This window comes from Algibacillus agarilyticus (genome assembly GCF_003286125.1).
Lineage (GTDB): Bacteria > Pseudomonadota > Gammaproteobacteria > Enterobacterales > Alteromonadaceae > Algibacillus > Algibacillus agarilyticus.
The window spans coordinates 1-12,645 of sequence record NZ_QMED01000010.1 but is presented as its reverse complement, the minus strand read 5'-3'; the positions used below and the strand labels follow the sequence as shown (position 1 = coordinate 12,645).

The 12,645-nt window shown below is 39.6% G+C and carries 12 protein-coding genes and 4 tRNA genes; 8 read left to right on the top strand and 8 right to left on the bottom strand.

Annotated elements, in window-relative coordinates; all coding sequences use genetic code 11:
• From DPX34_RS09615 to DPX34_RS09580, 8 genes are all read right to left on the bottom strand, one after another.
• A complete protein-coding gene (locus tag DPX34_RS09615) occupies positions 1-1,230 on the bottom strand; it encodes an efflux RND transporter periplasmic adaptor subunit (protein ID WP_111978212.1) in 1,230 nt (409 codons plus the stop codon).
• A gap of 336 nt (positions 1,231-1,566) precedes the next feature.
• Positions 1,567-1,920 (bottom strand): rhodanese-like domain-containing protein, encoded by a 354-nt coding sequence (locus DPX34_RS09610; protein ID WP_111978211.1) that lies wholly within the window; start codon positions 1,918-1,920, stop codon positions 1,567-1,569.
• Between the two features lie 87 nt (positions 1,921-2,007).
• On the bottom strand, positions 2,008-3,300 hold the full coding sequence (purD, locus tag DPX34_RS09605; RefSeq protein ID WP_111978210.1) for a phosphoribosylamine--glycine ligase: 1,293 nt from the start codon (positions 3,298-3,300) through the stop codon (positions 2,008-2,010).
• 30 nt (positions 3,301-3,330) lie between these two features.
• Positions 3,331-4,170 carry a class I SAM-dependent methyltransferase gene (locus tag DPX34_RS09600; RefSeq protein ID WP_438938516.1) on the bottom strand — a complete coding sequence of 280 codons (840 nt, stop codon included), beginning with the start codon at positions 4,168-4,170 and terminating at the stop codon, positions 3,331-3,333.
• 238 nt (positions 4,171-4,408) lie between these two features.
• Positions 4,409-5,995, bottom strand: a complete 1,587-nt coding sequence (purH, locus tag DPX34_RS09595) for a bifunctional phosphoribosylaminoimidazolecarboxamide formyltransferase/IMP cyclohydrolase (protein ID WP_111978209.1) — start codon at positions 5,993-5,995, stop codon at positions 4,409-4,411.
• 150 nt (positions 5,996-6,145) lie between these two features.
• Positions 6,146-6,436 (bottom strand): DNA-binding transcriptional regulator Fis, encoded by a 291-nt coding sequence (gene fis / locus DPX34_RS09590; RefSeq protein WP_111978208.1) that lies wholly within the window; start codon positions 6,434-6,436, stop codon positions 6,146-6,148.
• A gap of 23 nt (positions 6,437-6,459) precedes the next feature.
• Positions 6,460-7,419: a tRNA dihydrouridine synthase DusB gene (gene dusB, locus DPX34_RS09585; protein ID WP_111978207.1), complete on the bottom strand. Its 960-nt coding sequence runs from the start codon at positions 7,417-7,419 to the stop codon at positions 6,460-6,462.
• Between the two features lie 308 nt (positions 7,420-7,727).
• The gene (locus DPX34_RS09580; RefSeq protein WP_111978206.1) at positions 7,728-7,916 is read right to left on the bottom strand and encodes a hypothetical protein; all 189 of its coding nucleotides are present in this window, start codon (positions 7,914-7,916) and stop codon (positions 7,728-7,730) included.
• Positions 7,917-8,232: 316 nt separating this feature from the next.
• Here DPX34_RS09580 and murB point away from each other — a divergent pair, with 316 nt between their 5' ends.
• From murB to tuf, 8 genes are all read left to right on the top strand, one after another.
• Entirely contained in the window at positions 8,233-9,237 is a 1,005-nt protein-coding gene (murB, locus tag DPX34_RS09575; protein ID WP_111978205.1) for a UDP-N-acetylmuramate dehydrogenase, read from the top strand.
• Positions 9,237-10,220, top strand: a complete 984-nt coding sequence (gene birA, locus DPX34_RS09570) for a bifunctional biotin--[acetyl-CoA-carboxylase] ligase/biotin operon repressor BirA (RefSeq protein WP_111978204.1) — start codon at positions 9,237-9,239, stop codon at positions 10,218-10,220. The genes murB and birA overlap by 1 nt, the downstream gene beginning before the upstream one ends.
• 13 nt (positions 10,221-10,233) lie before the next feature.
• A complete protein-coding gene (locus tag DPX34_RS09565) occupies positions 10,234-10,968 on the top strand; it encodes a type III pantothenate kinase (RefSeq protein WP_157964680.1) in 735 nt (244 codons plus the stop codon).
• 97 nt (positions 10,969-11,065) lie between these two features.
• Positions 11,066-11,141: transfer RNA gene (locus tag DPX34_RS09560), tRNA-Thr, on the top strand.
• A gap of 20 nt (positions 11,142-11,161) precedes the next feature.
• Positions 11,162-11,246: transfer RNA gene (locus DPX34_RS09555), tRNA-Tyr, on the top strand.
• A gap of 39 nt (positions 11,247-11,285) precedes the next feature.
• Positions 11,286-11,360: transfer RNA gene (locus DPX34_RS09550), tRNA-Gly, on the top strand.
• A gap of 19 nt (positions 11,361-11,379) precedes the next feature.
• A tRNA-Thr gene (locus DPX34_RS09545) sits at positions 11,380-11,455 on the top strand.
• A gap of 81 nt (positions 11,456-11,536) precedes the next feature.
• Positions 11,537-12,645, top strand: a 1,109-nt coding sequence (gene tuf, locus DPX34_RS09540) for an elongation factor Tu (RefSeq protein ID WP_111978202.1), incomplete at its 3' end; no start/stop codon positions are given.

The following is a 12,645-nucleotide window of genomic DNA, read 5'->3' as shown; positions in this document are numbered from 1 at the left end:
TTATTCTCCAGCCGTTGCGGTGGGTTGTATCTTATTTACTTTCGTTTGCGCTTCTGCGACTGAAAGTACTTCAACGCCCGGTAGTATATAGCCTTGTCGGTCGGCAACAATTGCGGTGTTGGGTTCGATGCTTTCGTCTTGAAACCAGACATAAGATTGATCTTGGCTTAATACATTAACTTGCTTTTGATTCACTATATTATTATTTAACCAATACAATTGATTACGCTTAAATACGGCTTCTTTGGGTAATTTTATTAGATTAGTTAATGGTTTACTTTTTATATGTGCGGTAACGAATAACCCCATGGGTAATGGCTGTTTAAATGCATAGGGTTGCTGAATTTCGGCGACGACATAATACATGCGTGATTGTTGGTTTATACTCGCCAGTGAGCGGGTTATGCTACCTGGCCATTCAAATTGTTGATCACCTATTTGAGCGCTTAATGTAACGGTTGTTAATACTTCGGGTGCCGGTGTTTTGCTTGATTTTTTGTTTGATGTTACGGCGTGGTGGTGATGTAATTTAATTAAAGCGGCATGACTTTGAGGTAAAGCCAAAGTGACTTGTGCAACAGAGGTATCAATAATTTCAGCTAGGGCGTTATTTTTGCCGATTATTTGCCCCAAATCAGCGTGTATATTAATAATTCGACCCGTAAAAGGCGCTTTAACGGTTGTGCGTTGTAAATTGAGTTTGGCCATCTTTACACTCGCTTTTGCTGAATCCACATTAGCCGCTGCTGCCGCCAATTGAGGTTTGCGCAAAAATAAGCGGTTCGCTTCTTCATTTTTTAAATCGCGCCATTGTTGTTTCGCTTGTCGAGCTAATCCTTTTTCGGTCGCAAATTGCATTTCTGCTTGGGCTAATTCTGCATTGGCTCTTGCCAGTGCTAGCTCATATTCGATGGGTTCTATTTTTATTAATATATCGCCATTGTTGAATGCGCCGCCAGCAACAAATGCAGGGTGAACATGTGTAATTTCACCTGCTACTTGAGCTATTAAATCAATTTTTCGTCGTGGCTCTACTGTTCCCTGTGCGGTTATCGTTAAGCTTTCAGTAACCGGCGAGGCATATACACGATTAACGCTAGGTTTTGGTTTTTCAGGTGGGGGCGTTGTATCGGGCTCTGGCTTGGGTTTCATTGTTGAAATTAAATAGACCGCGATTAAACCTGGAACTAATATTTTTAATGTGAGTGGTATCCTTTGCCAAATCGTCACGTTTAATTTTACCTTATAACTTAAATTTTATGTGTGTAGTGTAACCTGCTATATCTTCAAGTAACTCGAATCTATTTTGCCCTTAGTGATTAATGGCCAGATTACTTTCTTGTTTAGTATTCTATGGTGTTAACTTTAAAGTCAACTTGCGCTTGAGTGTATACGAATGCAAACTAAAAAAGCGTTTTAAGCGGTGAGTTAACGGTAAATTCAGATTTATAGTCGTTTTATTGCTTCATTTATTTTTAGGTATAAAAAAACCAGCAGGCGCTGGTTTTTGGTTATTTGAAATATGTATTCAGACGATGGTTATACCCAAGTTACTTGCGTATAAAACTATTGCTGCCAAGCCACAATACCGCCAATTAAATTAACTACGTGGTTATAACCCATTCTTTGTAGACTTTCGGCAGCTAACACACCACGAGCACCACTACGACAATAAATTAAAATATCGACATCAGCAGGTGCAGTTACTGATATTTTTTGACACAGAGCGGTTATTTGAGACTCTAATATACCGCGTGGAATATTGATCGCGCCTTCAATTGCGCCCGCGGCAAACTCATTTGGTTCTCTTATATCTATTAAGAGTGCACCTGCTTGCTTGAGCCGCTTTTTAAAATCGGCAACGCTTACTTCATTAACACTGGGTCTTATTTGTTCGATTAATTCAACTACTGTCAGCATGTCGTCATCCTAACTAAGGTTTAGGTTTATACCCCAGTCACTGCAAAACACGGGTTAAGCGTTACTCGGGTATATCACTATCTTAGGCTATTTGTTGGCTTCTTGCTCTCTTGCAATTGCGCGGTATGCAATATCGTTTCGATATTGCACGCCTTGCCATTTGATTTGCTTGACGAGTTTATAGGCCGCTTCTTGTGCTTCAGTTACGGTGTTACCTAAAGCGGTTGCACATAAAACTCGACCGCCGTTAGTGGTGATTTTACCATCGATATTTTTAGTGCCCGCATGAAATACTTTTAAACCTTCTGCTTGGTCTGGAATACCCGTGATTTCATCGCCTTTATTATATGCACCAGGATAACCTCCTGCAGCTAATACAATACCAACTGATGCACGAGTATCAAATTTAGCTTCAGCGTTATCTAATTTTCCTTGAGTTGCCAATAAGCAAAGTTCAACTAAATCAGATTGCATGCGTAGCATAATCGGTTGAGTTTCAGGATCTCCAAAACGACAGTTATATTCAATAACTTTAGGGGTACCGGTTTCGTCAATCATTAAGCCCGCATATAAGAAGCCCACATATGGATTACCTTCTTTCGCCATACCTTCAACCGTTGGCATGATCACTTCGTTCATAATGCGGTCGAAGATAACATCAGTCACAACCGGAGCTGGAGAATAAGCACCCATGCCACCTGTATTTGGGCCTGCGTCACCATCATAGGCGCGTTTGTGATCTTGACTTGTTGCCATTGGCAATACGTTTTTACCGTCTACCATCACGATAAAGCTTGCTTCTTCACCGTCTAGAAATTCTTCAATCACGACACGATGACCAGCATCACCAAAAGCGTTACCGGCAAGCATATCTTTAATGGCGTCTTCAGCTTCTTGTAATGTTAATGCGACAATAACGCCTTTACCTGCGGCTAAGCCATCGGCTTTAATAACAATAGGTGCGCCTTGTTCACGAACATAAGCTAAGGCTGGTTCAATCTCGGTGAAGTTTTGATAATAGCCTGTTGGTATGTTATTACGAGCTAAGAAATCTTTAGTAAATGCTTTTGAGCCTTCGAGTTGAGCGGCTGCTTTACTTGGACCAAAAATAGTTAAACCCGCAGCTTGGAATGCATCAACAACTCCAATAACTAAAGGAACTTCTGGGCCAACAATAGTTAATTCAATTTTGTTTTCTTGGGCAAATGAAACCAGACCCGCTGTGTCTTCAACATCAATTGCAACGTTTTCTAATTTAGGTTCGATAGCGGTACCCGCATTTCCTGGGGCTAAATATACGATTTCAACGTCATTTGATTGTGCTGCTTTCCATGCTAATGCATGTTCACGGCCGCCGCCGCCAATTACTAATACTTTCATTTACTGTTCTCTAAATTATTTGTTGTTCAATTAATTAATCGGTTTGATAAATTTTAACGTAAATCGATTTGATTCACCTATTTTAAGTAATTCTTTATTACCACCACGTTGAGAAGGCGGTAAGCTCCAAACGCCATTTTCGTGATCGGCTGTGTCTTTGGGGTTGCTGTTTATATCGCTTATGCCGACTAGTTGAAAACCGGCTTGGGTTGCAAACTCGATCGCGATACTTTGCTTTAAATAACCTGATTTTATCCATGTTTCTTGATCACGATCTTCTGGTAATTGGTGATCAACAATGCCTAAAATACCACCGGGTTTTAAAGCGCGGTAAAATGTTTTAAATGCTTGTTGTAAACCTTGAGTATTTTTTTGCATATACCAATTGTGTAAATTTCTGAAGGTTAATACACGGTCGGCTGTGCCCGTTGGGGCTATGTCGTAATCTCGGTCTGCGGCGAATTCGGTAATATTTACGTTTTGGTATGCGGGGTTAGATTGCATCTTTAACTTAAATTTTTTCAAATTCTTTTGGTAGTACTTGCTCTTTGCATTTTCGGGAAAATGAGCTGCATAAAATTGCCCAGATGTTTGCAAGTATGGTGCAAGTATTTCGGTATACCAGCCCCCACCAGGCGATACTTCGACGACCGTCATATCGGGTTGAATGTCAAAAAACGCTAAGGTTTGTTCGGGGTGACGATATTGATCGCGGTTTTTATTTTTGTCGCTGCGTAATGGGCTGTTTATCGCCATTGTTAATTGCGATGTATTCTGTGTTTTATTTACAGGCGTTGTTTGCGCAGTCGTGTTTGTTGGTAATTGTTTTGTTGAGTTATTTGTTTTTGCGGTGTATGAGCAACCTAATATAAGTAAACTGGCACTCGTTAACAGCGTTTTTGTTAATGTTGTTTTTATCACGCGGCGATCTCATTTTATAATAAGGTGGCTGATAAGTTTATCAAATGATAGGTGGTTTTGCTGCAATATAAATTTGAAATGTTTGGATATACCCAAGTTACTTCAAAACACGGGGTTCAGTAGATTGAAATAACTTAGATATAAAACAAAAAAGAAAAGCGAGGCTGTTCTTTTTTGTTATGGCTATTTAGTGACGGAAATGACGCATGCCGGTGAATACCATTGCCATGCCATGTTCGTCAGCTGCTGCGATAACTTCGTCATCACGCATTGAGCCGCCAGGTTGAATTACAGCGGTGATCCCTGCTTCTGCTGCTGCATCTATGCCATCACGGAATGGGAAAAATGCATCTGATGCCATAACAGAACCTGCAACCGTTAAGTTTTCGTCTGCTGCTTTAATACCTGCTATTTTGGCACTGTAAACACGGCTCATTTGACCTGCGCCAACACCAATAGTTTGTGCGCCTCTAGCGTATACAATCGCATTTGATTTAACAAATTTAGCGACTTTCCAACAGAATAGTAAATCTTTAAGTTCAGCTTCAGTTGGTTGCTTTTTCGTGACCACTTTAAGGTCATCTAATGTAACCATGCCCTGATCACTATCTTGTAATAATAAGCCACCGTTTACACGTTTGTAATCAATTTGACCTGCACTTGCCGCCCATTCACCACATTCAAGTAAACGTACGTTGGCTTTAGCGGCAACAATTTGCGCCGCAGCAGGTGAGATGCTAGGCGCAATAATAACTTCAACAAATTGACGAGAAATAATTGCTTCAGCTGTTTCTGCATCTAATTCTTTATTGAACGCGATAATGCCACCAAACGCTGATGTTGGATCTGTTTGATAAGCACCTTCGTATGCCGCTAAAATGTTGTCGCCAATAGCAACACCACATGGGTTAGCATGTTTTACGATCACACAAGCGGGTTCTTCAAATTGTTTAACACACTCAAGCGCTGAATCGGTATCGGCGATGTTGTTATAAGATAAAGCTTTACCTTGTAACTGCTTAGCGGTTGATACTGATGCTTCTGTTAGGTTTTTTTCAACATAAAAAGCGGCTGACTGATGGCTGTTTTCGCCATAGCGTAAATCTTGCTTCTTAATTAATTGAGTATTAAAAGTACGTGGGAATGCACTATTTTCTGCTTTTTCTGTGTGATAATCAGGCGTTAATTTACCGAAGTAATTTGCGATCATACCATCGTATTGAGCGGTATGTTCAAATGCAGCTATCGCTAAATCAAAGCGTGTTTGATAGGTTAATGAGCCAGAATTGTCATTCATTTCTTTTAATACGCGATCATAATCTGAGGCATTAACCACGATGGTTACATCTTTATGGTTTTTAGCGGCAGAGCGAACCATCGTTGGTCCACCAATATCGATATTTTCGATAGCATCTTCTAATTTACAATCTTTATTAGCAACGGTTGCAGCAAATGGATATAAATTAACAACAACAATGTCGATAGGCTTAATGTCGTTGCTTGACATGATATCTTGATCGATATCACGACGACCTAAAATGCCGCCATGAACTTTAGGATGCAATGTTTTAACGCGGCCATCCATCATTTCTGGGAAACCAGTATAGTCTGATACTTCAACTGCTTTGATTTGGTTTTCGGTAAGTAGGCGGAAAGTACCACCTGTCGATAAAATTTCTACACCGTTATTTGCGAGTTCACGGGCAAATTCAACAATACCGGTTTTATCTGAAACGCTTATAAGTGCACGGCGAATTGGTCGAGCTTGATCCATTGTTTATTTATACCTTAAAAATAGTGAAATTAGAGCCACAGGCTTGAAACAAAAAAACTAAATTGTCGTCTGCTTTTGAGTGGCTTATGTAATACAAATGCTGTAAATAAAAAAAGTACCTTTCGGTACTTTTTTATGGCCTGAAATGGCTTAGTTCATGCCGTATCTTTTAAGCTTTTTACGTAAAGTACCACGGTTTATCCCAAGCATTAATGCTGCTCGTGTTTGATTTCCACGTGTATATTGCATTACTTCTTCTAATAACGGAGCTTCAACTTCGGCTAATACTAACTCGTAAAACTCTTCTACATCTTGACCGTTTAATTGAGACAAGTAATTACTGATTGCTTGCTTAACTGATGAACGTAAAGGTTTGTTATTGGCTTCTGAACTCAATAAAGGCCCTGTGACTAATTCAGGAGTTACATTTTGGTCGAACATAGTGGCTACTCTTCTCGTTTTATCTAATTGTCAAAAAAGTGATGAAGGCTATCGATTTGCTCTAGAGCATCTTCAATCGCGTTAAAATTGGATCTTAATTCACTGCCTAGTGAATGTGCGGCGCAATACCAACTCACATGTTTGCGAGCGATACGCAACCCTTTACCTTCACCATATAATTCATGTAATTGTTTTACATGTTTTAACATGGTGTCGCGAATTTCATACAGCTCTGGCTTGTCGGCATGTGTTCCGGTTAGCAAATACTGATTGATGTCTTTAAACAACCAAGGGTTGCCTTGAGAACCTCGACCTATCATGACCGCATCAGCGCCTGTGTATTTTAATACATAAGCCGCTTTTTCTGCGGTATTGATATCACCATTAGCGACAATAGGAATGCTTACCGCACGCTTAATTGCTCTGATGGTGTCGTATTCCGCTTCGCCTTTAAATAAACATGCGCGTGTACGACCGTGTACGGCTAAAGACTGTATTTCGCATTTTTCTGCTAGTTGCGCTATTTGTATGCCGTTACGATTGTCGGGATCCCAACCTGTTCTTATTTTTAAAGTAACAGGGACGTCTACCGCATTCGTAACCGCTTTTAAAATACGCTCAATTAACTTGGGATCTTTCAATAAAGCCGATCCGGCAAGTTTCTTGTTAACTTTTTTAGCTGGGCAGCCCATGTTGATATCTATTATATCTGCCCCGTTTGAAACATTATGCTGAGCGGCTTTAGCCATTAGATCAGGGTCACAACCCGCTATTTGCACTGCGCGCAGCCCTGTCTCTCCTGCGTGTTCCATACGCAAGCGTGATTTTTCTGTTCGCCAAACTTCAGGGTTTGAAGATAGCATTTCACCTACTGCTAAACCGCAGCCCATATCACGACATAGTTGTCGGTACGGGCGATCGGTGATCCCCGCCATAGGCGCTAGAATAACGGGTGCAGTTAATTTATAAGATGCTATTTGCATACCGAAATTGGTTAAAACATCACCACTTGCGAAAAAGGGCGGGTAGTGTACGTTTTTTTTTTTAACCTGAAAAGTCTATTTATTAAGCAATTTGAATTTTTTTTTATGTCAAGGTGATCTCTGTCATGAGAGTGAAATAATCTTAATTATTTTTAAGCTTTGGCGCTTGATTTTTTAAAATATATAAAGAGTTTAGTTTGCTCGTTAGGGGAACTGTTAGAGAGTTGTAACAAAGTTATTAATAAGGCGTGACGGGTAAATGAGGCGTTTAAAGTATTAGAGGCAAACGGGGTTTGCCTCTATGGGTATTACATTAAAAATACGACTAAAAAAGCCACTAGGCTTGAAACAGCAAAAAAGCCATTTTCAATACGTAGTTCAAGTAATTTAGTTGCAGTATCTGATTTTTCAGTAACACCTAATACAGTAAAAGTAACGGCCAAAATTAAAGCTAACAACATAAAGTTAACTTCTAAGGCGCTCAGCATGTTTTCCATAATAAGCTCATTTCTTAATATTGATTAGTAACCGTGCGTATTCTAATGATCAGTTGGCTTTTATGCCAATTTAATTTCGATTTATCACCTTTTTTATGATTTGACGCAATTTTTAATGTTGAATTGTTTAAGTTCGTTTTTGCATTAACAATAAAGTTTAAGTTCCAGTAAGAACCTTTATTATGAAAGTCGTACCCGTTTTCAATACACTGTTTGCTTTATTGTAAATCTGAAGGGAGCGGCTGGTTTTATCTTGAGGTTAACTGCTATTATCTGCAGCCTGCCGATTTTATGTTTATTGTGATAACTGTGATCTATGAATAACCTTATCCCCAATACTTTTGGTTTAGCCGTTAAAGCCAACCATATAGTTAATATAGATGCGAATACTCAACCTCGTGATTTACCTGAAAAATTGGTTGTGGTAGGTGAAGGCTCTAATATTTTATTTGTGACAAATGAAGTTAAGTTCGCCCTTGCAAGTTGTCAGCATGATTTATTTGAAGTGATAGAATTTGATGATTATTACAATGTACATTTAGGTGCTGGACTTAATTGGCATTGTGTTGTTACGCGTTTATTAGCGCAAGGCATTTATGGTTTAGAGAATTTAGCGTTAATACCTGGAACTGTTGGCGCCGCGCCTGTACAAAATATTGGTGCTTATGGTGTCGAATTTTCACAGTTTTGTCGTGCTGTTATCGGTATTGATTTGGTAAATAAACAACGTGAAACGTTACTCGCTAATGATTGCCAATTTGCTTACCGTGATTCAATATTTAAGCATGCACGTAAACATACCTTTGTTATTGAAACGGTTTGTTTACACTTGCCTAAAAAGTGGCTACCTGTCTTAAATTACGGGCCGTTACAAACACTTTCACAACCGGTAACAGCGCAAGCTATTTATGATCGTGTCTGCGAGACCAGAAAAGCTAAATTACCGGACCCAAAAAAATTGGGTAACGCGGGGAGCTTTTTTAAGAACCCGATAATAAGTAAAGTTGAAGCTGAAAAACTAAAAATTCATTGGCCAAGTTTACCAACTTACCCTGTTGCTGCCGATGATAATCAGGTAAAAGTTGCGGCTGGTTATTTAATTGACCAAGCCGGATTAAAAGGCTTTGCGGTTAATGATGCGGCTGTACATGTAGATCAAGCCTTGGTCTTGGTTAATCTAAGCGCGGCTACTTATTGCGATGTAATTGAGCTCGCAAAACATATTAGAGCGAGCGTGTCTGAAAGATTTGGCATACTTTTAGAGCCTGAGGTTAGGTTTTTTAATGCCATTGATGAGATTAATCCAGAGAGTGTTTTGTAATGAGTCAACTGACGAGTATTGAGCAAGCGTTATTAGCGTTGTTATCGGATAACGAGTTTCATTCGGGTGATGCATTAGCTAAACATTTTGCAGTGAGTCGAGCGGCTATATCTAAGTGGGTCAAACATATTAATACATTAGGTATTAAGGTTTTTTCTGTAAAAGGTAAAGGCTATCAACTTGCAAAACACATTAGGCTGCTCGATGTAAATGTTATTAAAAGAGCTTTACAAGATTACATTGATATTGATTACCATGTTGTGACAGGGTCGACCAATGATAATGTTAAATCGCGATTAGCCAGCGCCAATAAAATGCTGCTGTCAATAACTGAGCAGCAAGTGTCTGGTCGAGGTAGGCGAGGGCGCGAATGGGTATCTCCTTTTGGTCAAAATTTGTATATGTCATTAGGTGTCGAGCTTAATTTACCTGTGGCAGCGCTTTCGGGGTTAAGCATTGCTATTGGTCTTAGTTTAGCTGAAACATTAGTTGAACTAGGCTACCCAGCACAATTGAAGTGGCCAAATGATATTTATTTACAAGGTAAAAAGTTAGGTGGAATTTTAGTTGAGTTAGAAGGGGCTTTTGATACCAGTTGTCGCGTGATCATGGGCATTGGTTTGAATGTCAATATGCAAGCAGATTCTATAGATGCCAGTAATAAAATCGAACAAGAATGGATTAGTTTGTCGCAATTTAGTGGTCGTTATATTGATAGAAGCCAATTGTGTTCAACAATCATCAGTAATTTAGTGGCCGCATTGCATGTTTTTAGTGATGAGGGTTTAAATAATCAATTGGAACGCTGGTCTGAGCTTGACTACTTTTATAATCAACCCGTTAAATTAATGATGCCTAATAATGAGATCTCAGGAATAGTAAAAGGTATTGATCCAAGCGGTGCCTTATTACTAGAAACAGATGAAGGCAAAGTTGAACGTTTTATTGGTGGCGAAATATCGGTTCGTGCAAATAAGGCATGAAATAGAGCTTAAAATGAATATACAGATATTAATGATCGACCAAGGTAACACCCGTAATAAATATGCTAAATGGGCTGTTAATGAAAGTATTCAACTAATAGAAGAAAGTACATTGGTTGAAGGCTATTTTGATTATGTTTTGATCGCGTCTGTAAAAAAAGATGCTTTATTACTGCCATTCGCTGAACAGTTTGTTAAAAATAAACAGAATGTTATTCAAGTAATGACGCAAAAAAGCGCAAATGGATTGATGATTGCTTACGAAGACCCTACTCGATTAGGCGTTGATAGATGGCTAGCGATGTTAGGCGCTTATCAAGTTAATGAGCAGAGCTTAGTCATAGATTCCGGTACGGCATTAACCATCGATGCTATTAATACACTGGGGCAGCATTTAGGCGGTTGGATTATTCCAGGGTTAAAGACCAGTGAAAAAGCGTTGTTAGCTAAAACGGATTCCATTCACATGCAAAAAAAGTTAACAAACTCAATTCAATTTGGCTTAAATACAGAAGAATGTGTAAAAAATGGCATTTTACTGAGTTTGTTATTACCGATAAAACAAGCTGTTGAGTTGATGGAAATACCCAATAAAAAATTAAAATGTTATTTTACCGGCGGCGATGGCCCTCTTTTAGGGCTGCATATGAAAAAAATAATCGATGATAAAATTGAAGTCATTATCGATCCAACCTTACTTTTTAAGGGTTTGGTACGATATTTTATCCAAGAAGTGTACGATAAATAGACTTTGAAAAATTATTTTGCAAAAAAATGAAATTAAAAGCAAAAAGGGGTTGCAAGGTGCAATTCTATTAAATAGAATGCGCTCCTCTTTTTGCAGTGCCGGCTTAGCTCAGTTGGTAGAGCAACTGACTTGTAATCAGTAGGTCGCCAGTTCGATTCCGGCAGCCGGCACCAATGCAAAAACAAAGAATAACGGAGGGGTTCCCGAGTGGCCAAAGGGATCAGACTGTAAATCTGACGGCTCTGCCTTCGCTGGTTCGAATCCAGCTCCCTCCACCACTTTCAAGACTCGAATCTGACTGTTTTGTTAAGATCGACGCGGGTGTCGTATAATGGCTATTACCTCAGCCTTCCAAGCTGATGACGCGGGTTCGATTCCCGCCACCCGCTCCATCTATTGTTTAGTGCAGTTGCTGATATAGCTCAGTTGGTAGAGCGCACCCTTGGTAAGGGTGAGGTCCCCAGTTCGAATCTGGGTATTAGCACCATTAAATCAAATCAGAAAGTTTCTTTATATTAAATATTAATAAATTAGGTTTTTACCTAGATTATGGATTTTGAGGTCTACGATGGCTAAAGAAAAATTTGAACGTACTAAACCGCACGTCAATGTTGGTACAATTGGTCACGTTGACCACGGTAAAACTACATTAACTGCAGCAATCTCTACTACACTTGCAAAAGTATATGGTGGTGAAGCTAAAGATTTCGCAGCAATCGATAACGCTCCAGAAGAGCGCGAGCGTGGTATCACTATTTCAACTTCACATGTTGAATATGATACGCCTAGCCGTCATTACGCACACGTTGACTGTCCAGGTCATGCTGATTATGTTAAAAACATGATCACTGGTGCTGCTCAAATGGATGGTGCTATCTTAGTAGTATCTGCTGCTGATGGCCCAATGCCACAAACACGTGAGCACATCTTATTATCACGTCAAGTTGGTGTTCCATATATCATCGTATTCATGAACAAATGTGACATGGTAGATGATGAAGAGTTATTAGAATTAGTTGAAATGGAAGTACGTGAGTTACTTTCAGAATATGACTTCCCAGGTGACGACTTACCATTAATCCAAGGTTCTGCTTTAAAAGCGCTTCAAGGCGAAAAAGAGTGGGAAGATAAGATTGTTGAGTTAGGTGAAGCACTAGATTCATATATCCCAGAACCAGAGCGTGACATCGACAAGCCTTTCTTAATGCCTGTTGAAGATGTATTCTCAATCTCAGGTCGTGGTACAGTTGTAACAGGTCGTGTAGAATCAGGTATCGTAAAAGTTGGTGAAGAAATCGCCATCGTTGGTATCCGTGAAACACAAACGACAACGTGTACGGGTGTTGAAATGTTCCGTAAGTTGCTTGACGAAGGTCGTGCAGGTGAGAACGTTGGTGCATTATTACGTGGTACTAAGCGTGATGATGTAGAACGTGGTCAAGTATTATGTAAGCCAGGTTCAATCACTCCACATACTAAGTTTGAATCAGAAGTATACGTACTTTCTAAAGATGAAGGTGGCCGTCATACTCCATTCTTCAAAGGTTACCGTCCACAGTTCTACTTCCGTACAACTGACGTAACTGGTGCTGTAGAGTTACCAGAAGGCGTAGAAATGGTAATGCCAGGCGACAACATCAAGATGGTTGTAGAGCTAATTGCTCCAATCGCGATGGA

Excerpts from the sequence above, each read along its gene's own strand:
- purD (WP_111978210.1), bottom strand. The coding sequence starts at position 3,300 with ATGAAAGTATTAGTAATTGGCGGCGGCGGCCGTGAACATGCATTAGCA.
- DPX34_RS09610 (WP_111978211.1), bottom strand. The coding sequence starts at position 1,920 with ATGCTGACAGTAGTTGAATTAATCGAACAAATAAGACCCAGTGTTAAT.
- fis (WP_111978208.1), bottom strand. The coding sequence starts at position 6,436 with ATGTTCGACCAAAATGTAACTCCTGAATTAGTCACAGGGCCTTTATTG.
- DPX34_RS09580 (WP_111978206.1), bottom strand. The coding sequence starts at position 7,916 with ATGGAAAACATGCTGAGCGCCTTAGAAGTTAACTTTATGTTGTTAGCT.
- purH (WP_111978209.1), bottom strand. The coding sequence starts at position 5,995 with ATGGATCAAGCTCGACCAATTCGCCGTGCACTTATAAGCGTTTCAGAT.
- DPX34_RS09565 (WP_157964680.1), top strand. The coding sequence starts at position 10,234 with ATGAATATACAGATATTAATGATCGACCAAGGTAACACCCGTAATAAA.
- murB (WP_111978205.1), top strand. The coding sequence starts at position 8,233 with ATGAATAACCTTATCCCCAATACTTTTGGTTTAGCCGTTAAAGCCAAC.
- dusB (WP_111978207.1), bottom strand. The coding sequence starts at position 7,419 with ATGCAAATAGCATCTTATAAATTAACTGCACCCGTTATTCTAGCGCCT.
- birA (WP_111978204.1), top strand. The coding sequence starts at position 9,237 with ATGAGTCAACTGACGAGTATTGAGCAAGCGTTATTAGCGTTGTTATCG.